The sequence below is a fragment of the Streptomyces sp. NBC_00425 genome (assembly GCF_036030735.1).
Lineage (GTDB): Bacteria > Actinomycetota > Actinomycetes > Streptomycetales > Streptomycetaceae > Streptomyces.
Genome location: NZ_CP107928.1, coordinates 8,751,170 through 8,770,396 on the forward strand (window position 1 = coordinate 8,751,170; position 19,227 = coordinate 8,770,396).

At 69.5% G+C, this 19,227-nt stretch carries 21 protein-coding genes and 1 pseudogene; 18 read left to right on the forward strand and 4 right to left on the reverse strand.

What is annotated here, in order from left to right:
• The first annotated feature begins 108 nt into the window (after window positions 1-108).
• The 5 genes and pseudogenes from OHS82_RS38530 (at window position 109) to OHS82_RS38545 (ending at window position 2,819) form a co-directional block, all read left to right on the forward strand.
• On the forward strand, window positions 109-1,041 hold the full coding sequence (locus OHS82_RS38530) for a quinone oxidoreductase family protein (RefSeq protein ID WP_057581808.1): 933 nt from the start codon (window positions 109-111) through the stop codon (window positions 1,039-1,041).
• A 93-nt stretch (window positions 1,042-1,134) separates the two neighbouring features.
• Window positions 1,135-1,464, forward strand: coding sequence for a hypothetical protein (locus OHS82_RS38535; protein ID WP_328435548.1), 330 nt, complete (start codon window positions 1,135-1,137; stop codon window positions 1,462-1,464).
• Between the two features lie 379 nt (window positions 1,465-1,843).
• A complete protein-coding gene (locus OHS82_RS38540) occupies window positions 1,844-2,350 on the forward strand; it encodes a DDE-type integrase/transposase/recombinase (RefSeq protein WP_242433275.1) in 507 nt (168 codons plus the stop codon).
• 78 nt (window positions 2,351-2,428) lie between these two features.
• A pseudogene (locus tag OHS82_RS43635) lies at window positions 2,429-2,596 on the forward strand (Mu transposase domain-containing protein); the annotation flags it as partial.
• 67 nt (window positions 2,597-2,663) lie between these two features.
• Window positions 2,664-2,819: a hypothetical protein gene (locus OHS82_RS38545; protein ID WP_328435549.1), complete on the forward strand. Its 156-nt coding sequence runs from the start codon at window positions 2,664-2,666 to the stop codon at window positions 2,817-2,819.
• A gap of 80 nt (window positions 2,820-2,899) precedes the next feature.
• Here the strand turns inward: OHS82_RS38545 and OHS82_RS38550 are convergent, their stop codons facing one another.
• Complete coding sequence (locus tag OHS82_RS38550; RefSeq protein WP_328435550.1) at window positions 2,900-3,952, reverse strand: ferritin-like domain-containing protein; 1,053 nt, start codon at window positions 3,950-3,952, stop codon at window positions 2,900-2,902.
• A 505-nt stretch (window positions 3,953-4,457) separates the two neighbouring features.
• Here OHS82_RS38550 and OHS82_RS38555 point away from each other — a divergent pair.
• From OHS82_RS38555 to OHS82_RS38590, 8 genes are all read left to right on the forward strand, one after another.
• Window positions 4,458-4,622 carry a hypothetical protein gene (locus OHS82_RS38555; RefSeq protein WP_328435551.1) on the forward strand — a complete coding sequence of 55 codons (165 nt, stop codon included), beginning with the start codon at window positions 4,458-4,460 and terminating at the stop codon, window positions 4,620-4,622.
• Between the two features lies 1 nt (window position 4,623).
• Entirely contained in the window at window positions 4,624-5,124 is a 501-nt protein-coding gene (locus tag OHS82_RS38560; RefSeq protein ID WP_057581555.1) for a hypothetical protein, read from the forward strand.
• Window positions 5,125-5,173: 49 nt separating this feature from the next.
• The gene (locus OHS82_RS38565; protein ID WP_199863890.1) at window positions 5,174-5,317 is read left to right on the forward strand and encodes a hypothetical protein; all 144 of its coding nucleotides are present in this window, start codon (window positions 5,174-5,176) and stop codon (window positions 5,315-5,317) included.
• A complete protein-coding gene (locus OHS82_RS38570; RefSeq protein WP_328435552.1) occupies window positions 5,305-6,033 on the forward strand; it encodes a DUF418 domain-containing protein in 729 nt (242 codons plus the stop codon). Before OHS82_RS38565 ends, OHS82_RS38570 begins: the two co-directional genes overlap by 13 nt.
• A 1,374-nt stretch (window positions 6,034-7,407) precedes the next feature.
• The gene (locus tag OHS82_RS38575; protein ID WP_328435553.1) at window positions 7,408-8,058 is read left to right on the forward strand and encodes a (2Fe-2S)-binding protein; all 651 of its coding nucleotides are present in this window, start codon (window positions 7,408-7,410) and stop codon (window positions 8,056-8,058) included.
• 5 nt (window positions 8,059-8,063) lie between these two features.
• A complete protein-coding gene (locus tag OHS82_RS38580; protein WP_057581562.1) occupies window positions 8,064-9,044 on the forward strand; it encodes an FAD binding domain-containing protein in 981 nt (326 codons plus the stop codon).
• Window positions 9,041-11,227, forward strand: coding sequence for a xanthine dehydrogenase family protein molybdopterin-binding subunit (locus OHS82_RS38585; protein WP_328435555.1), 2,187 nt, complete (start codon window positions 9,041-9,043; stop codon window positions 11,225-11,227). The genes OHS82_RS38580 and OHS82_RS38585 overlap by 4 nt, the downstream gene beginning before the upstream one ends.
• A gap of 121 nt (window positions 11,228-11,348) precedes the next feature.
• A complete protein-coding gene (locus tag OHS82_RS38590; RefSeq protein WP_328435556.1) occupies window positions 11,349-12,512 on the forward strand; it encodes an XdhC family protein in 1,164 nt (387 codons plus the stop codon).
• A 40-nt stretch (window positions 12,513-12,552) separates the two neighbouring features.
• On the opposite strand, the gene OHS82_RS38595 is transcribed toward OHS82_RS38590, so the two are convergent.
• Both OHS82_RS38595 and OHS82_RS38600 read right to left on the reverse strand, forming a co-directional pair.
• Window positions 12,553-13,008: a MarR family winged helix-turn-helix transcriptional regulator gene (locus OHS82_RS38595; protein WP_057581567.1), complete on the reverse strand. Its 456-nt coding sequence runs from the start codon at window positions 13,006-13,008 to the stop codon at window positions 12,553-12,555.
• A gap of 139 nt (window positions 13,009-13,147) precedes the next feature.
• Window positions 13,148-13,621 (reverse strand): MarR family winged helix-turn-helix transcriptional regulator, encoded by a 474-nt coding sequence (locus OHS82_RS38600; protein ID WP_057581569.1) that lies wholly within the window; start codon window positions 13,619-13,621, stop codon window positions 13,148-13,150.
• A 72-nt stretch (window positions 13,622-13,693) separates the two neighbouring features.
• On the opposite strand from OHS82_RS38600, the gene OHS82_RS38605 reads away from it, so the two are divergent.
• Complete coding sequence (locus tag OHS82_RS38605) at window positions 13,694-14,485, forward strand: SDR family NAD(P)-dependent oxidoreductase (protein WP_057581570.1); 792 nt, start codon at window positions 13,694-13,696, stop codon at window positions 14,483-14,485.
• 445 nt (window positions 14,486-14,930) lie between these two features.
• A complete protein-coding gene (locus OHS82_RS38610; RefSeq protein WP_057581573.1) occupies window positions 14,931-16,457 on the forward strand; it encodes an aldehyde dehydrogenase family protein in 1,527 nt (508 codons plus the stop codon).
• A gap of 211 nt (window positions 16,458-16,668) precedes the next feature.
• Here the strand turns inward: OHS82_RS38610 and OHS82_RS38615 are convergent, their stop codons facing one another.
• Window positions 16,669-16,914: a hypothetical protein gene (locus OHS82_RS38615; RefSeq protein ID WP_328435557.1), complete on the reverse strand. Its 246-nt coding sequence runs from the start codon at window positions 16,912-16,914 to the stop codon at window positions 16,669-16,671.
• Between the two features lie 40 nt (window positions 16,915-16,954).
• On the opposite strand from OHS82_RS38615, the gene OHS82_RS38620 reads away from it, so the two are divergent.
• The 3 genes from OHS82_RS38620 to OHS82_RS38630 all read left to right on the forward strand — a co-directional run bounded on the left by OHS82_RS38620 (window position 16,955) and on the right by OHS82_RS38630 (window position 19,209).
• Window positions 16,955-17,143, forward strand: coding sequence for a hypothetical protein (locus OHS82_RS38620; protein ID WP_328435558.1), 189 nt, complete (start codon window positions 16,955-16,957; stop codon window positions 17,141-17,143).
• Between the two features lie 273 nt (window positions 17,144-17,416).
• A complete protein-coding gene (locus OHS82_RS38625) occupies window positions 17,417-18,373 on the forward strand; it encodes an ABC transporter ATP-binding protein (protein ID WP_057581579.1) in 957 nt (318 codons plus the stop codon).
• The gene (locus OHS82_RS38630) at window positions 18,370-19,209 is read left to right on the forward strand and encodes an ABC transporter permease (protein ID WP_057581581.1); all 840 of its coding nucleotides are present in this window, start codon (window positions 18,370-18,372) and stop codon (window positions 19,207-19,209) included. Before OHS82_RS38625 ends, OHS82_RS38630 begins: the two co-directional genes overlap by 4 nt.
• Window positions 19,210-19,227 lie beyond the last annotated feature (18 nt).

Sequence of the window (19,227 nt, forward strand, 5' to 3'; positions counted from 1 at the left end):
AACGCACACGACGCACAGCGCGGCACGGATAGGAAGTGACCACCAGTGAGCAGGATGAACCCCTCCGATACAGAGTCGGCCTCTGACTTGAGCGAAGCCCGGGTAGTGGTGGCGAGCGCGTACGGCGGTCCTGAGGTGCTGTCGGTGATCGACGAAGCCGTACCCGAGCCCGGGCCGGGCCAGGTGCGCATTGCGGTCCGCGCCGCCGGCGTCAACCCCTTCGATCAGAAGGTGTACAGCGGCGCCTTCGGCACCGATCCGGGGAACTTGCCCCTACGGCTCGGTCTCGAGGCGGCAGGAGTGGTGACCGCGGCGGGCGACCATGCGACCGGCCCCGCAGGTCCGGTCGAGGTCGGCGACGAGGTGATCGCCTACCGTGCGCCCGGCGCTTATGCCGCCGAACTCGTTGTCCCGGCCTCCTCGGTGGTGCCGAAGCCCGCCAACCTGTCCTGGGAGCAGGCCGGCGGGCTGATGCTCGCCGGCGTTACAGCCGTGCACGCTCTCGAGGCGATCGGCCTGCGCAAGGGCGAGTCGGTGTTGATCCATGGCGCTGCCGGCGGAGTCGGTCTGATGGCCGTGCAGCTGGCGGTCGCGCGCGGCGCCACTGTCCTGGGAACTGCGAGCCCGGCCAAGCATGACATGTTGCGCGAGCTGGGGGCGGTGCCGGTCGCGTACGGGCCCGGTCTGGCCGACCGGGTACGCGCGGCAGCATCGGAGGGCGTCCATGCGGCGGCAGACCTTGTGGGCACCGACGAGGCGGTGGACGTCTCCGTGGAACTGGTGGCGGACCGTTCCCGCATCGCCACGATCGCGGGCATCGTGCGCGGGGCCCAGGCCGGCATCAAGCTTCTCGGCGGCAGTCCCGGCGCGGATCCGGGCACGGACATCCGTGCCGCCGCCCGCCTGCAGCTCACCGAGGCTGCGGAGGCCGGGCGACTGCGAGTCCTGATCGCCGGCAGCTACCCGCTCAGCGAGGCCGCTGCCGCCCATCGCGAGATCATGACAGGTCACACGAGCGGAAAAATCGTCCTGGTGCCGTAAACCAGGTGAACGGCTACGTGACCACGCCGAACGTCTGCGGGGCATCGCAGACGCCCACGACCGCGCCCGGATCACCCTGAAGGACCCCACACCGTGAGCGGAGCAGCAGACGAGCGCGACCGCATCCGCATAGCCATGGACCGCATCCTGACCGGCCGACCCGAGCGCTCCAATGGAGCCCTGACCATCGTGGCCCTCGCCATCGAGGCCAGCGTCCCCCGCAACGCCCTCACCCAGCGCCACCTCGATCTGAAGAACGAGCTCTACGCCAAGGTCAAAGAGCGCGGACAACCCACGGACACCGAGACCCGGCTCCGCAAACAGGTCGTACGGCTCAAGGAACTCCGCGACAAGGACAAAGCCGAAACCATCGGGCGACCTGCTTTCGCTGCCGCGTGGTGGCTCCAGATAGCCGCCAGATAGTCGTTTGTCGACCATCTTGATAGTCGTCCCTACTGACCTGCGCTTGTTCTGCACGTCGGGCGGCTGCCCGGGGCCTGGATGGGATGGCTTAGTGCGATTGCCGGGGGTCACGGTCGCGGACGCTGCGGGGCCAGGGCGGGGGCAAAGCGCCCTCGGGCGCCGTCACGGCCCGGACTGGCGATGCCGGGTCTTGCCCCCAGCCGCCGTTCTCCAGTGTGTAGTTGGCGGTGACGGCGGTCGCGGCGGTGGGGACGGCGAGTTCGGCGAGCTGGAGACGGTACTTGGTGGTCGCGCGTGGAAGAGGTCCTTGAGCCCGGTGGTGGGTGAGAGGCGACCTGTGCCCTCGTCGTTCCCGGTGTGGTGCTGGTGCAGGGGCTGATTGACGTCAGGGGACCTGCGGCCGACCTATCGGCCCGCGGACCCGGCCTCGCGGACGGTCTATGAGCCGGGCGAGATCGGCCAGTGCGACCTGTGGTTCCCGCCCGCGGACATCCCGCTCGGCTTCGGACAGGTCGAGCGGCCGCCGGTGCTGGTCATGGTCGCGGGCTCTTCGCGGTGGATCATCGCGCGGATGCTGCCGTCCAGGTCTGCGGCGGATCTGATCGCAGGGCACTGGCGGCTGCTGACCGAGTTGAGCGCCGTTCCCCGGGTGCTGGTCTGGAACAACGAGGGAGCCGTCGGCTCCTGGCGGCTGGGCGGTCCTCAACTTACCGATGAATTCGCCGCGTTCGCCGGGCTGCTGGGCATCAAGTTCCTGCTATGTAAGCCCGGGGATCCAGAAGCCAAGGGTCTGGTCGAGCGGGCCAACGGCTATCTGGAGACGTCGTTCCTGCCCGGGCGGGTGTTCACCTCGCCGTCCGACTTCACCATTCAGCTCGCCGACTGACCGACCAAGGCCAACCGGCGCATCCACCGGACCTTGCAGGTCCGCCCGTCGGACCGGCTGGAGGCCGACCGCTCTCGGATGCGGGCCCTGCCGCCGGTCGCGCCGCCGGGCTGGTGGAAGGCATCGCTGCGGCTGCTGAGGGATCACTATGTCCGCCTGGACACCTGCGACTACTCGGTGCATCCGCTGGCCGTCGGCCGCCGCATCGAGGTCGCCGCCAAACTGGACCAGGTCCTGGTGACCTGCGACGGCGTCGAGGTCGCCCGCCATGCACGCGGCTGGGCCCGCCACCAGACCATCACCGATCCGGACCATGCGGCGGCTGCCGCGGCCCCCCCGCAAGGCCGCAGCCGGCACGAAAGCGGCGCCGGTGGACGTGACGGAGGTCGAGGAGCGGTTGCCGGACACCTACGACCGGATCTTCGGCGTCATCGACGGCGGGCTGAGCACGGGCGAAGGGGCAGCGTGATGAGCACGAAGAACACCACCCGGACAAGGACCAGCCGCGCCTGATGCAAGACGGCGAGTGCCTGCATCGAACGGGACGTCTCACTCCTCGACGTACAGGAACTCCGGCCCGTAGGTCTTTCCGCTGCCGTCGGGCAGCTTCAGCTGGACAAGCTTCCGCGCCTCGGTGCGCATCCCGCGCATGTGGCTGATCGCCGGCAACAGTGCGTCCGAGTCACCCGTCTGCCAGGCTGTCTCCAGCGCCCGCAGCATTGCGCTGAAATGCGTGTTGAACGCGCCGAGCACCTGCTGAACCTCGGGCGTGGGCGCATTCAGCCCGCCGTTGGCCCAACCGCCCTCGGGCACCCTCCCCATCGGGAAGGCCGGGGGCAACGGGACGTCGTCGCCCTTGAAGTCCCAGACGACCGGATCCTCCGACACCTTGATCAGCTTCTTGCCACGGAACATCTCCCGGAACACGTAGAAGTGCGCCAGTTCCCCGGGCTTGCCGGGGAAGGGGTTCTCGGGCGAGGCGGAGGTGCCCTCACCCTGCTCCTTGATGACCTCGATGGCGGCTCGCACCTTCTCGATGGTGTCGAGCGGAAGGATCCTGTTGCCCTGACCGTGGCTCTCAAGGGAGAAGTCGATCTGCCGGTCGCCGCCGATCAAGTGCTGGTGCGTCTCGAAGGTTTCCTCGATCGCGGTGTAGAAGGCCCCGATGGTGGCGAAGGTGTCGAACAGAGCGACCGGGTGCTCCGGGCTCTCGATCTCGGAGAACATCTCGACCGAGTCCTTGGTCAGCCCCTCCAGGAAGACGATGAGTTCGGGCCGCACGCCGCCCGGCAGCGCGTGCTCGTACTTCGGTACCACCTTCGGATCGGCGAGGACCGGCGTCCCTCCGATGGTGGTGAGCATGTTGCACACCAGTCCCATGTGGGTCATCTCGTCGAAGATGATCTCCCGGATGGCCTTGGCGACTGCCCCGTTCGGCTCCTTGATCGACCACAGGGCGCTCGCGTACGGACCAATGGTCGCGATCTCCACCATGATCGCCTGCTGCAGGGAGTTCTTCAGCCACTCCCCATCGCGGTCCGCGGGGAGGACTCCCATCAGCTCGACGATGGCGTTGCTCTCATACTCAAGGACCGCGGTCATGCCACACACCCTTCTCGTCTGAATGTAGACAGCATGAAAACCCTATTCATTCAGCAGGCCAGGCGAGTGAGGGGCAGGCGCGCCCTCTGGCGGTTCACCCGATCGACGCATGCCGCCTCGAAGCCCGCGGTCACGCGAGTCGTCCTCGGCGGCGACGCAGCGAGACCGTGGCGCAAGGGATGACCGAAGCCTCTGCGCCGAGCAGCTCGGCGAGGAACTCGTCGGACGACGCGGGGGCGATGCCGGGGCACGTCCAGAGGGGCGGTCCGTCAGCTTCCGGGTCCGTGTGCGGCGAGACGGCTGGTGCAGGCGGCCGAGCCCATCCTGACTCCGGCCCCCGGGCACCTCTTCACACGGACACCCCACAGTGGTGACGCGCGCCACAACGCTCCCGCTGGTATGTATAGGAGAGCCGGACCGGAGGTGGAGTGATGGTGAGAAGCCGACGGGATATGAATTTGTTCAGCCCGAACGAGCTGAGCAACTACATCCATGCGATCGACATGTGGTCACCGCGCGCTTCGACGTGACAGCCGTGCTCGCTGCCACGCCCGAAGCCGAGGAGCACAATGCTGACGCCCTCCCTCACGCCTGGGTGAGCCGCAACAGCCCACCCGAGCTCATCGGGGGGATCACGCTGAAGAACGTTCTGAAGGAGGTGTACGGCTAGCATGCGCACGCCCGTGTTCGAGCTCCACATCCGGCCGATGTTCCGCGCTACCGACAAGGCACACATGGACTTTGCGGTCGACCTGTGGGACTACGACGATGTCGTCGCGAATGCCGACGCCATCCTGGCGCGGCTGCAGAGCGACATGCCGCCCACAGCGACCGGCGGGCTGTGGCCGGAGGAGTGGATCACGCTCTTCCAACGCTGGAAGGACGGCGCCCGCAAGCGCCTGGACCTCGGCACAGCCACCTTCGCCTTCCAACAGGACACCACGAAGACCACCATCACCGCGACCGGCGCTTTTCCGGCCGTTGGCGTCGTGGGCTGGCTGCAACTGGAGAGCGAGACGGCCACCTCGAAGACGTACGTCCTGTACTTCGAAGCCCCGGATGCTCCCGCGGGCGGGACCCCCCATGCCTTCACCCTGAAGGAGAGCTACCCCTCCACCGACACCCGGTCCATCTTCGTCCACGACAGCACCGGCACCCAGCAGCTGCACTGAGCTTGCCGATGCATCTTTCGCCACCGCAAGCGTCGATGGCCAGCACATCGTGAAGCTCTCACTTCCCGCCCTGCGCGGGTTCGCGCTCTGCGGCATCCTCCTGGTGAACATCGACCAGATCACCCCCATGGAACGGATTTCCAGCACCTTCCACTGGCTCCCCATCCCCGGTTCCTCCTGGTGCGTCGACTGACAGCTCTGGGCCTGCTCGGCGCCGCCCACCAACTCCTCCAGCCCGGTGAGGCGCTGGCTCCGTACGCGGTCATCGGACTCGTCATCCTGCTGCCTGCCACCTGCCTGCCGACCCGGCTGGTGCTGATCGCCGGTCTGGTGGGCACCGTCGCTTCGGTCACTCTGGTCAGTGCCGGCATTGCCAGCATCCCGGGTCTGTTCCTGCTCGGCCTGGGGGTTGCCCGCCTCGGCGTCGTCCACACCCTGGACCGGCGCACCGGCCAACTGGCCGCCGTTCTCACCCTGGCGGCTCCGGCGGCAGCTGCGGCGGTGCGGTGGCAGTACACCTATGCGCCGGCCGGGCCGTTCGCCACCCGCATCGCCGCCGGCGCCGGGCTGCTCGGTGCCCTCGCCTACGCCACCGCCCTGCTGCTCCTGTTGCACACACGGCTCGGCCGATCGTTGTCGGCGGTGCTGGAACCGCTCGGCCGGATGGCACTGACCAACTACATCACCGCCACGCTCGCCGTGACCGCCGCCACCCCGCTGCTAGGGCTCAGGGGCTCCGCGCGTTGGGACATCGCCATGCTGCTGGCCGCGGGGATCCTCGTGGTACAGGCCTTCCTCAGCCGCTGGTGGCTGTGCCGGATGCGCTATGGGCCTCTGGAGTGGTGCCTGCGCAGCGTCACCTGGTGGAGCATCGTGCCCATCGCCCGTTCCCTGACGCCAGCCGCCTGAAACGGGGCGGACGCGCACGACCGGATGCGGGGTGCGACGACGCGAGGCGGCAAGGGCAGGCCGAACATCGGGAGCACTCCCCAGATCGCCTGTCGGCCCGCGACTTCGGTGCGCAATGCCGGAAAGCCTCCGGCTGAGTGGTGATGCTTGCGATGCGCGGCCGTCCCGGACCTGGCCGAGATGCCCGGTACCTACGCACACCAAGCCAGCTGACGTGCGGTTTTCACGGTGTACACGGTTTGTTGACGGGGTGCATCGTGGCTGTCGACGAGCGGTGGCCTGTTCGTCCAACGAACAGGTCCATAGAGGATGGCAGGAGTTACTTCTACGGTGTCGCCGGCCGCGGCGATCTTCCCGACGAGCCTGGCCATGGCGTCCGCCGGCCATGTCGCTCCCACCGCCGGGCTGAGCGCCGCGGCGCGCCTCCACAGCCGGGGGAGCGGGGCCCGGGGGCGCGGCGCACGGCCCTGTCACGTGCGCCGTGCGGCTGCGTCCCGTCATGAGAAGGGGGCAGCGGCGCGTCCCGTGGCCGTTGACCAGCTTGTCCAGTGAATCCTCCGCGCCGGACCGAAAGGGCTGAGGTGCTTCCAGCCCGGTCCGCCCTGGCCGGTCCGCCCTGGCCGGTCCGCCCTGGCCGGTCCGCCCTGGCCGGTCCGCCCTGGCCGGTCCGCCCTGGCCGGTCCGCCCTCCTTGGCCCCCTGTGGGACTTCGCCCGGCCGTTTACCCAGGATCGGTCCTACGGCCGAACGCGATGTCGTCCTGAGTGCGGACGCGGCAGCGTGCAGCGCGCGGTCGACAGTCCTCCTCGCCGGCGGTCCCTGGTGTGGACACGGGCGTCGAGCCATCAGAGGAGTGAGTGTAAAGGTGCTTGATGCAATTAGGCTTGCTTGATGTGAATCAAGAGGTTAATGCTGGGCAGGTGCATCGAACGCTGGCCCTGATCACCGACGGCTCCTCGGCCGGCGGTCACGCTTGTGCCGTGCCCTTGGCCGACGGCTGCGCCGCCCTCCCGGCGGCCCGGCCGAACGGCCCGGCCATCAAGCGACGCCGGGCCCACACAGCGGCGGCGGACCTGCTGACCGCCGACGACGTCCGGCTGTGGGATGGCCTCGCCGAAGTGGGCGGCTTCGCGCCGCTCCGCAGACCTTGCCGGGCCGCGCCCGGAGGAATGGGTGTACGTACCGGGCCTGGAAGACAAGGGTTTCGCGCTCAACACCCACCGGGGCGCCGAATCCGCCCTGCTGCCCGGCGCCACCACCCATCTCCTGCCATCACGCCGGCGGGATCAGCAGTCCGCACGCGCCTTCGCGATGCGGCTCGGCCATCGATACGCCCCTGACCACCACCCGCACCCCCCACCGAGGGAGAGTGGACATGTCCACCGAACGTTCCCCCCAAGCCGTGACTCCCCCTGGCGCGTCCCCCACACCACCACCCACCCGGCGTACCGTCATCGTCGCGACCACCGTTGTCGGAGGAGCCGCTGTGGCAGGCGGTCTGATCGCGGCGCCGCCCGCGCTCGCCGCCGAGGGAGCGGTGGCTGCCGAGGGTCCGCCAGGCAGCCGCCTCTCCTTGACGGTCAACGGCGTCCGGCACACCGTGACGATCGACAACCGCACCTCGCTGCTGGACCTCCTGCGCGAGCATCTCGACCTGACCGGCTCGAAGAAGGGCTGCAACGCCGGTGCCTGCGGGGCCTGTACGGTCCTGGTCGACGGACGCCGGGTCAACTCCTGTCTGACGCTGGCGGTGCGGCTGGAGGGCGCCGAGGTCATCACGATCGAGGGCCTGGCGAAGGGCGACCGACTTCACCCACTGCAGCAGGCGTTCATCGATCAGGACGCCTTCCAGTGCGGCTTCTGCACGTCGGGCCAGATCGTGTCGGGCGTGGGATGCATCCAGGAGGGTCACACCGGCTCCAGGGCGGAGATCCGGGAGTGGATGAGCGGCAACCTCTGCCGCTGCGGCTGCTACGTGAAGATCGAGCGCGCGGTCGAGCGGGCCGCCGCCGACCGGAAGGGCTGATCCCTGTGTATCCCTTCACCTTCACCAAGGCCGCGGACATGCGTGAGGCCCTCAGCGCCGGTTGGCGCGGCGGGCGTTACATCGCAGGCGGCACCACGCTCGTCGACCTGATGCGGGAGACCGTCGAACGCCCCGGCTCGCTCGTGGACATCAGCACCCTGCCGCTGCGCGAGGTCACCGTCACCGAACGCGGGGGCCTGCGCATCGGGGCCCTGGTCCGCATGGCCGAGGCCGCCGCCCACCCGAAGGTGCGTGTCCTGCACCCCGTCGTCTCCGAGGCGCTGGAACTGAGCGCGTCGGCCCAGCTGCGGAACATGGCGACCATCGGTGGCAACATCATGCAGCGCACCCGGTGCACGTACTTCCGGGACGTGACCGCCGCCTGCAACAAGCGTGAGCCCGGCTCCGGGTGCGCCGCCCTGCACGGCTACAACCGCAGCCATGCCATCCTCGGCACCTCCGACCACTGCGTAGCAACCCATCCCTCCGACGTCGCCGTGGCCTTCGCGGCACTCGAGGCGACGGTGCACGTACTGGGCCAGGACGGGGAACGGCGTATTGCCTTCGCCGACTTCCTACTGCGGCCAGGCAGCACCCCGAACCGTGAACAGGCCCTGTACAAGGGTGAGTTGATCACCGCCGTGGAGATCCCCGCCCTTCCGCGCCCACTGAAGTCCGGCTACCTGAAAGTGCGCGACCGCCAGTCCTACGAGTTCGCGCTCACGTCGGCCGCGGTCGCGCTGCACATCCGTGGCGGCGTCATCCGAGAGGCGAAGGTCGCCGCCGGCGGCGTGGGCACCGTGCCCTGGAAACTGCCCGTCGTCGAGCGCCACCTCATCGGCGAACGCCCCTCCGACCGGCTGTGGGCCGAGGCCGCCGAGCACGCGGCCGACGGGGCGCGCCCCCTCACGCACAACGGCTTCAAGGCCGAGCTGCTCAAACGCACCGTCGAACGCCAGCTGCGCACCGTTGGAGGCGCCAAGTGAGCCAGCCGCAGGCAGCAGTCGGTGCGGGGCTGCCCCGGGTCGACGCACGGCTGAGGGTGACCGGGGGAGCCAAGTACGCCGCCGACAACAGCCCCGACGGGGTCGTGCACGCGGTCATCGTGGAAAGCAGCGTCGGCCGGGGCAGGGTCACCGGCATCGACACCCGCGCGGCCGAAGCCCAGACCGGCGTCCTGAAGGTGATCAGCCACCTCAACGCGCCCAAACTGCCGCCCGTCGAAGGGCGGTTCCCGCCGGGCAAACCGTTGCGCGCTTTCCAGGACGACCGGGTCCAGTTCTTCGGACAGCCGGTCGCGGTCGCGGTGGCGACCACGCTGGAGATCGCACAGCACGCCGCGAGCCTGGTGAAGGTCTCCTACGATGCCGAGACCTCCTCGACCGACATCAGCGTCGCCGACGCCGACGGCGAAACCCAGACCTATGCACGGGGCGACGCCGCCCGGGCCCTGGACGCCGCCCCCGTCCGGCTGGAGACGACGTACCGGACGGCCCGCAACCACCACAACCCGATGGAACCGGCCGGCATCGTCGCCCACTGGGACGGCGACCGGCTGACCGTCTGGGAGAAGACCCAGTACGTGCAGGGGGCCGTGTTCACCTTGTCCGGCGAGTTCGGCATCCCGCCGGACCACATCCGCGTCATCTCGCCGTTCGTCGGCGGAGCCTTCGGCAACGCCGCCCGCACCTGGGTGCACTCCGTCATCGCGGCCATGGCCGCACGCGAAGTGAAACGCCCCGTGAAACTCGTCCTCACCCGCAGGCAGATGTACTTCACCGTGGGATTCCGGCCCGCATACGAGTACGCACTGCGACTGGGCGCCGACCGAGGGGGCCGCCTGACCGCGTCGACGCACGACGTCCGCGCCGAGTCCTCCCGCTACGAGACCTACAGCGAAAGCGTTCTCGTCCCAGGCCGCATGCTCTACAGCACGCCCAACGTCCGCCAGGCCTACGACCACGTTCCGCTCGATGTGAGCACACCGTGGTTCATGCGCGGCCCCGGCTACGCCAGCGGCGCTTACCCCGTCGAGTCGGCCATGGACGAACTCGCGCACGAACTGGGTGTGGACCCGATCGAGCTGCGCGTGCGCAACGAACCGGCCGACGACGAGTCGAGCGGCCTGCCGTTCTCCACCCGCCGCCTGCGCGAGTGCTACCTCACGGGTGCCCGTGAGTTCGGCTGGCACCGGCGCAACCCCAAGCCTCGCTCGACGCGTGACGGTGACTGGCTCATCGGCATGGGCATGGCCGCCGGTGTCTACGACACCGCGCGCAGCCGGGCCCAGGCCTCGGTCAGGCTCGACGCCGACGGCACCGCCCTGGTGCAGTCCTCGACCAGCGACATGGGCCCTGGCACGGCCACGTCCATGAGTCAGGTCGCCGCCGACGCCCTCGGCCTGACGATGCGCCAGGTGACCTTCCGGCTCGGAGACTCCCTCATGCCTCCGGCCCCCGTCCACGCCGGCTCGATGACCATGGCCAGTGTCGGATCCGCCGTCCAGGACGGCTGCGACAAGCTGCGCAGGCAGGCGATCACGCTCGCGGTCGACGACGAGAGATCACCGCTGTACGGCGCCGACGCCGCCGACATCGTCGTACGAGGTGGTCGGTTGTACGTGAAGGACGACCCCGCACGCGGGGAGACCTACCAGCGGCTCCTGGCCCGCAACGACCGGACCCATCTCGAAGTGCTCGGTTCGTACGCCGGGGCGCCGGAACCTGAGAGGTTCTCTCTCTACGCCTACTCCGCGATCTTCGCCGAGGTGGCCGTCGACGCCCGCCTCGGCCTGGTCCGGGTCCGGCGCATGCGCGGCGTGTACGACGCCGCCCGGATCGTCAACCCGAGGCTCGCCGACAGCCAGGCCATCGGAGCCATGACAGGCGGGATCGGCCAGGCACTCCTCGAGCACACGGTCACCGATCACCGCGACGGCCGGATCGTCAACGCGAACTTCGCCGACTACCTCGTGCCGACCCACGCCGACATGCCCGACCTGAAGGCGATCTTCATCGACGGGCAGGACTACGAAGCCGACCCCATCGGCGTCAAAGGACTCGGTGAGGTCGTCATCGTCGGAGTGGCGCCCGCCATCGCCAACGCGGTGTTCAACGCCACCGGCCGCCGCATCCGCGAACTGCCCGTCACCGCGGAAGCACTGCTCTGAGCCCCCGGGCGGCCGGTGTACCCCACAACACGCGGCTACCCGGGTACCAGGGCCGTCGTCGCGGTTTCCTCCCCTAGAGCGCGGCGACGGCCCGTTGACCCCACCTCACGGAAAGCCCCCCATGCTGAACATCACGGACACACTGCACGCCTGGTGCCACGAGGGCCGGCCGTTCGCCCTCGCCACCGTCATCGAGGTCAGAGGCAGTGCACCCCTGCCGGTCGGCACCGCGCTGGCCGTGGACGCCGACGGCAACGCGGTCGGTGGCGTCTCCGGCGGCTGCGTCGAAGCAGCGGTGTACGAACTGGCCCGCCAAGTGCTGGCAGACCGCGCTGCCCCCGCACGTGTTGCCTTCGGGTACTCCGATTCCGATGCCTTCGCCGCCGGCCTGACCTGCGGCGGAGAGATCGGTGTCCTGGTACAGCGCGTGGAGCCCGGCGGCCAACCCCAGCTCGCCGTCGCCCTCGATGCCGTGACCGCGGGGCGTCCGTCGGCCGTCGCCCACGTCGTCGACGGTCCCGGTGAACTTGTCGGCCGTATGCTCCACATCCCCGCCGAGGGCACTCACGACGGCACACTCGGGGTCGAGAGCGAGGACCGGGCGGTCGTGGCGCACGCACGTGCGCTGCTGCGGGCGGGTCGTACCGCCTCGATCGAGGTCGGCGGCGGTTGGGGAGAAGCAGAGAACCCGGACGTCGGCACTTGCCCGCGCAAGCTCACCGTCCTCGTCCACGTGCACGCGTCCCGCCCCCGTATGCTGATCTTCGGTGCCGTCGACTTCGCCGCCGCTCTCAGCCGGGCGGGGAGCTTCCTCGGCTACCGGGTGACCGTCTGCGACGCCCGTCCGGTCTTCGCCACCCCGGCCCGCCTCCCGCACGCCGACGAGGTCGTCACCGACTGGCCCCACCGCTACCTCGCGGCCACCGAGACCGATGCCCGCACCGTCGTCTGCGTCCTCACCCACGACGCCAAGTTCGACATCCCCCTGCTGTGTCTGGCACTGACCCTCCCCGTCGGCTACGTCGGCGCCATGGGCTCGCGACGCACCCACGAGCGTCGCGTCGACCTGCTGCGGGAAGCCGGCGTCTCCCAGGACCAACTGGCGCGTCTGCACTCACCGATCGGCCTGGACATCGGAGCCCTTACTCCCGAGGAGACAGCGATCTCCATCACTTCCGAGATCATCGCTCACACCAACCGCGGCACGGGAAGGCCGCTTTCACACAGCACCGGCCCCATACACGTTCCCGCGCAGCCTCTGCCCGGCCTGGTGACGGCGCCGTGATCCCCGCACAAGCGCCTTCGGCAGCCGCAAGCGCGCCGTCTCACGCCTCCCGGACCACGTCGGCCACCTCGTCCAGCAGTGCCCTCAGCTGTGCGGCCTTCTTCGGACCGAGCTTCTCGGCGATCCGCTGTTCGATGTCCACGATCACGGCCTCGGCATCCCGCAGGGAGTCGCGGCCGGCGTCGGTGAGGTGCAACTCCTGCACGTGACGGTGGCGCGGGTGCGGTCGGCGTTCCAGTTGACCCCGCTCCTCCAGGCGGGCCACCTGGGAGGCCACTGCTTGCGGGGTGACGTTCAGGCGGCGGGCCAGTTCCGCGCCGGTCAGGCCGGGATCGGTGTGGACGGAGATCAGCAGGGTGTACTGCGCGGCCGCGATGCCCAGCGGTCGTAGCCGTTGCTCTTTCCGGGCCTGCACGGCCCACTCCGCCCGACGCAGGGCCCAGGTCACCCGGGTCAGGTGCTCGGCAGGGATCGACCGTTCATCATCCTTTGTCACCCGGCGAGAATACGGCACCTGCCGCTTGTCAAGTGCTTGATTGCCCTCAAGTACGTGAATCTCTCTTGATCTGGCCGAGCGGGCCACGTGGCGTCGGTCCTCCCCACGGGCCAGCTGGGAGGCCACTGCCTGGGGGCGCTCAGTCGACGGGACCGTGAATCGAGACCTCGCGAACCGCCTCGGCCACTCGGTCGAGCAGCGCTCGCAGTTGTGCTGACTCCGAGCCGAGACCATCGGTGACCTGCCGCTCGATGTCGGCGATCACTGCGTCGGCCGCGCGCAACGCCTCCCGACCGGCGTCGGTCAGGTGCAGCTCCTGGATGTGCCGGTGGCGCGAATGCTCACGTCTCTCCAGCTGGCCGCGGCCCTCCAGGCGCGCCACCAGTGAGGCGACGGCCTGGGGGGTCACGTTGAGGCGGCGGGCAAGTTCGGCGCCGGTCAGCCCCGGCTCGTCGTGCACGGAGATCAGGAGCGTGTAGTGCGCCGCCGCCATGCCCAGCGGACGCAGTCGCTGCTCCTTGAGGCTCTGCACCGCCAGCTCCGCGCGGCGCAACGCCCAGGTCACCCGGTCGAGCGCGCCGAGCCCGACCGGCTCCTCATCATTGCGTATCACGCGAGAAGGATACGACACTTCAGTGGAATCAAATGTTTGACATGTGCCTAGAGGTTGATGAACCCTGGTTCCATGACTCGCCCCATCGCTTTGATCACTGGCGCCTCCTCCGGCATCGGCGCCGCCTATGCCCGTCTCCTGGCGGACGATCACGACCTGGTGCTGGTCGCGCGACGCGCCGACCGGCTCGCCGATCTTGCCCAGGAACTCCGCGCCCGTGGAGCAGCCGTCGAGGTGCTGCCCGCCGACCTCATGGCCCATGACGGCATCGCCGCTGTCACCGACCGGCTGGCCGCCGGGGACGTGCGCATGCTGATCAGCAATGCCGGCGCCGGCGGCTACGCCCCGCTCGTCGACGTCGACCCTGCCGACATCGACCGCCTGCTCACCCTCAACGCCGTCGCCCCCGTCCGGCTGGTCCACGCCGCACTCCCCGGAATGCTCGCAGCGGGCGAAGGTGTGATCGTCACCGTCGCCTCGCTCCTCGCCTTCAGTGCGGGCCTTGCTGACTCGCGAGCCCCCCGGCGCACCTTGTACGTCGCCGCGAAGGCCGCCGTCTTGGGCTTCACGCGCACCCTCGCCGGTGAGCTCGCCGACACCCCGGTCCGCGTCCAGGTGGTGTGCCCCGGCGTTGTGGCAACAGAGTGGAACAGTGGCGCCGGCCGCAGCATCCCCTGGGCGATGTCGCCCGAGGACGTCGCAGCGGCCAGCCTGGCCGGGCTGCGCCTCGGTGAGACCGTCTGTGCCCCTGGCCTGGAGGGCCAGGACTCGGCCCTTGCTGCCTTGCTCGGTGCGGAGGCCGCCTTTGTCGCGGGCGGCAACCAGCCGACACCCGCGGTTCGCTACACGGAGCCGCGAGATTAGGGCAGTGACAGTCGGCGGGTAGGTGAGTGTCACCAGCCGTCTGCCCGCCGGTCGGCTGCCTTCCCCGCGCGGGGCGGCCGACGTGATGTGCGCACCTGGTGGCAGTTCCCGAGGCCCTGTCCGCCCGCTCGCCGCTCGGCCGGTTCGGGTCGCGTGAGGGTGGCTGTCGCCGCTGCGGCCTCGATGAGGGCAGCGGCGTCGTGACGTTTCTGGGGCGCTCATCGGGTCGCAAGAATCTTGACAGATATCAAATGCTTGACACCATGCAGCCGGTTGATATTCTGATGCTTGTCAGGCTCGCGAGCCTTCGCTGAAGTCATTGATGTCGGCGCGCCCCCGCCCTCGCGCGGCGGCCCTTCATCGCGCCGAAGAGCGTGTCCCCCATCTGCCGCCACCCGCAGGGTGCTGCTCGGATGCCGGCGGTCCCGAGAAAGTGGGAAAGTTCATGACCAACAACACCCCGACGATCACGCGTGACGGAGCCATCGGGCAGGACGGGAACCAGGTGGTCACCGTCGATCAGGCCACCGGGGCGGAGTTCGCCCGGTACCCCGTGGCCGGCAAGGAAGAGGCGGTCGCGGCTGTCGCTGCCGCACGCTCGTCCGCCGGGCCCTGGTGGGACCTCGGATTCGAGGGCCGCGCGGAGCGACTGCGCGCGTGGCGGCGGGAGATAGCCGTAGGCGGCGAGGAGGGGGCCGCCCTCATCCACACCGAAAACGGCAAGCCCCTCGACGACGCCCGCGTCGAGGTGCTCGGGATTCTGGAGCACGTGCAGTACGCCATCGAGAACGCCGAGCGCGTGCTGGGACGCCGGGAGGTCCCCGCCAGCCCCACCGTGCCCAACCAGCGAGCGTGGGTCGAATACCAGCCCTACGGCGTCGTCGGTGTCATCGGCCCGTGGAACTTCCCGCTCCTGACGCCGGGGGCCATCCTGATCGAGGCGATCGCGGCCGGAAACGCCGCCATCCTCAAGCCCAGCCAGATCACTCCCGGCGTCGGGGAGTGGATCGTCCGGACCTGGCAGCGTGCGGTCCCCGACTTCCCGGACGTCCTCCAGTGCCTCAACGGGTTCGGGGCCACCGGCGGAGCGCTCATCGAGGCCGGCCTGAACAAGCTAGCGTTCACCGGCAGCGTCACCACGGGCAAGACGGTGGCCGCCCAGTGCGCGCAGACCCTGACCCCCGTACTGCTGGAACTCGGGGGCAAGGACGGCGTCATCGTGGCTGAGGACGCCGACCTGGACGAAGCCGCCAGGCACGTCGTGTGGGGCGCCATGCAGAACACCGGCCACGGCTGCATCAGCCTCGAAGTGGCCTACGTCGCCGAGTCGGTTCACGACGAGTTCGTCGAGAAGATCAGCGAGCTCGCCAAGCAGGTACGCGTCGGCAGCGACGAGGACGCGGAGATCGGGCCGGTTCCCCTGCCCACCCAGATCCCGACCATCAGGGAGCACATCCAGGACGCGCTCGATCGCGGCGCGACAGCCACTGTCGGTGGCATCGAGGCGGTGGGGGAACGCTATGTCACTCCCACCATCCTCGTCGGCGTGAGCCCCGACGCCCTGGCGGTGACGGAGGAGACGTTCGGGCCCACGCTGGCCGTCGTCAAGGTCACCGACACGCAGGAGGCCGTCGCACACATCAACGCAGGGCGGTACGGACTGGGCAGCGCCGTCTTCAGCCGCGACCGCGGCGAAGCCATCGCCCGTCAACTCCGCGTGGGAATGACCAGCATCAACGACGCCCTGGTGTTCTCCATCAACCCCGCCGTGCCCTTCGGAGGTCGCGGCGACAGCGGCTACGGGCGCAAGCAAGGTGAGGAAGGACTCCGGGAGTTCGCCTACCCGCACTCCTTCACGGCCAAGACCGGCCCCGCCCAGTTCTCGGCGACCACCTTCGGCAGGCCCGCGGGCGCGATGGCGGGAGCCCTCGCCGGCGTTCGCAACAGGATCCTGGCCGAGGGCGGCCAGTAGACCGACTGATCAGCCGACCGTGGAGGCGGGACAGTCGCCGTCTCCGGGGCCCGCCGGCGGAGTGGGTTCTCTCGCCGTACAACTCGCTCCGCACGCCGGGGCCACCGTCATCGCTCTGGCGAGCGAGTCCCACCACGCACGGCTTGCCCGGCTCGGGCGATCCGGCTGACCTGCGGAGCGGGCGTCGGCAAGGGCGTTCGTGCCGCGGCATTCAGCGGCGAGGTGCCACGGGATCGCCGGCGCCGTTGTCCGCCATCACCGGGCAGAGGGAGTAGCCGGTCCGCGCGGTGGGGGCGACGACGAGCGGATCGCCGCCGGGGAGCTGAAGATCCCCGGCAAAGGTCTCCGCCGGCTCGGCGGATTCCGAGAGGGCCTCCGAGCGCTGGAACGCCGAGACACGAACGGCCAGGTCGTTTCTCAGGCTCTGGGGGCCATCGCCGAGCGACGGCTGCCGCATCCGGCGAGCGAGTCGTCACCCCACAGCAGAATTCGTCTTCGTGAACAACTACAACCGGAATTTCACGGGCGCGCCGTTCGGCGGTGTCGGTGCGAGCGGCTTCGGCCGGGAGACCGCGGCGGAAACCCTGCGCGAGTACGGCTACAGCAAGAACATCCGCCTGGTCTCCGGGAGGGGCCAGATCCCTCGCTGGGCGCCGTCCCTCGAGGTGACCGGACACGACGAATGAACAACCCGGCCTTCGAGGCACCGTGACCGCCTCGCCGGTGCGGCGTGGGCGGGTCGCGCTCCGCGGTGGCCGGATGCCTGCCGCGACCACGGCGGAGTCCACGAACACGAACACGAACACGGAAAGCACCGCAGGTGGGTGCGTAGTACCGCGGTACCACGAGTACGGCGCAGGTCAGCCTCCTGGTACCACCGGACCGGGGTGATTGGGCACCTAGCGTTGCCGGTGCGGCGTCGAAGTGACGGACGCCGGAGCCCGAGAGAAAGAACGCGCATGATCGACGCACGGCAGTTGACCAAGAAATACGGCGAGAAGACGGCTGTCGACGGGCTGGACTTCGTCGTGAAGCCGGGCACGGTGACCGGCTTCCTGGGGCCCAACGGCGCGGGCAAGTCCACGACCATGCGCATGATCGTCGGCCTGGACGCCCCGACGAGCGGCTCCGTCACCGTCAACGGCCACCACTACGCCCGGCACCAGGCGCCGTTGCAGGAGGTCGGCGCTCTCCTGGAGGCGAAGTCGATCCACCCGGGCCGCTCGGCGTACAACCACCTCAAGGCACTCGCGCTGACTCACGGCATTCCGGGCAGTCGGGTCGACGAGGTCATCGGCCTCGCCGGACTGGGCAGTGTGGCGAAGAAACGGGCCGGCGCCTTTTCTCTCGGAATGGGCCAGCGGCTCGGCATCGCCGCAGCGCTGCTGGGCGACCCGCAGACGGTGATGTTGGACGAGCCGGTCAACGGGCTGGACCCGGAGGGCGTGCTCTGGATCCGCAACCTGCTCAAGGGGCTCGCCGACGAGGGCCGGACGGTGTTCGTGTCCTCGCACCTGATGAGCGAGATGGCCCTGGTGGCGGACCACCTGATCATCGTGGGACGCGGCCGGCTGCTGGCCGACACGACCGTGGCGGAACTCATCCGCAAGGCGGGCGGCGACATGGTGAACGTCGCGGCCCAGGACCCGGCGCGTCTGCGGGACGTGCTGGCCGGGCCGGGCGTCGACGTCACCGGCCGGATCGGCTCCGAGGAACTCCAGGTGACCGGGCTGACCGCCCGCGAGATCGGACTGAAGGCCGCCGAACACGGGATCGCGCTGTTCGAGCTGAGCGCGCGGACGGTGTCGCTGGAGGAGGCGTTCATGGACCTGACCAGGGATGCCGTGGAGTACCACGGCACGACGACCGGGATCGAGACCATCGAGACCCTCGAGGCCGCCGGGAGGCCCGCGTGAGCACCCTCACCGCAACCGCCGAGAAACCGCGCACCACCCCCGCCCGACCCGTCTACCGGGTAACCGGACGACGCGTGCTCTCCTCCGAATGGGCCAAACTGTGGTCCCTGCGCTCGACCTGGATCACCCTGGGCCTCGGCCTGCTCTTCCTGGTCGCCTTCGGTCTCATCGCCGCGAGCCGCTACAAGTCGGGAATCGACTCCGGCAACATGGACTCGGACTTCGCCGACTCGACGACCGTCAGCCTGTCCCTGTTCGGTACGAACTTCGCCCAGCTGGCCCTGGGTGTGCTCGGCGTGCTGGTCACGGCGGGCGAGTACTCGACCGGCATGATCCGCTCGACGCTCGCGGCGGTGCCCCGCCGACTGCCCGTGCTGTGGTCCAAGGCGACCGTGTTCGGGCTGGTCGCCCTGGCGGTGGGGACGCTGGGTGCGTTCGTCACCTTCCTGATCGGGAGCGGCATCGTCTCGGGCACGCCCGCGGACATGAGCTTCTCCCACGCGGGTGTCCTGCGGAGTCTGCTGGGCGCAGGGCTGTACCTCGGCCTGGTCGGGGTGATCGGCGCAGCCCTCGGCGCACTGCTGCGGTCGGTGGCCGGCGGGATCTCGGTCCTGGTCGCCACGTTCATGCTGATCCCGGGGCTCATCTCCCTGCTGCCCAGCTCCTGGCAGAACGACATCAGCCCCTACCTGCCGTCGAACGCGGGTGAGGCGATGTTCGCCCTGACTCACGACTCCACGACCCTCTCGCCGGGCGCGGGACTGCTGGTCTTCCTCTGCTGGACGGTGCTGGCGCTGGGCGGCGCGGCGTACCGGCTCGTACGCAGTGACGTCTGACGCCCGCATCATGGGCAG

Coding starts and splice junctions, on each gene's coding strand:
- OHS82_RS38575 (WP_328435553.1), top strand. CDS start 7,408: ATGTCCACCGAACGTTCCCCCCAAGCCGTGACTCCCCCTGGCGCGTCC.
- OHS82_RS38590 (WP_328435556.1), top strand. CDS start 11,349: ATGCTGAACATCACGGACACACTGCACGCCTGGTGCCACGAGGGCCGG.
- OHS82_RS38605 (WP_057581570.1), top strand. CDS start 13,694: ATGACTCGCCCCATCGCTTTGATCACTGGCGCCTCCTCCGGCATCGGC.
- OHS82_RS38560 (WP_057581555.1), top strand. CDS start 4,624: ATGCGCACGCCCGTGTTCGAGCTCCACATCCGGCCGATGTTCCGCGCT.
- OHS82_RS38550 (WP_328435550.1), bottom strand. CDS start 3,952: ATGACCGCGGTCCTTGAGTATGAGAGCAACGCCATCGTCGAGCTGATG.
- OHS82_RS38610 (WP_057581573.1), top strand. CDS start 14,931: ATGACCAACAACACCCCGACGATCACGCGTGACGGAGCCATCGGGCAG.
- OHS82_RS38625 (WP_057581579.1), top strand. CDS start 17,417: ATGATCGACGCACGGCAGTTGACCAAGAAATACGGCGAGAAGACGGCT.
- OHS82_RS38545 (WP_328435549.1), top strand. CDS start 2,664: ATGCGGCGGCTGCCGCGGCCCCCCCGCAAGGCCGCAGCCGGCACGAAA.
- OHS82_RS38615 (WP_328435557.1), bottom strand. CDS start 16,914: ATGCGGCAGCCGTCGCTCGGCGATGGCCCCCAGAGCCTGAGAAACGAC.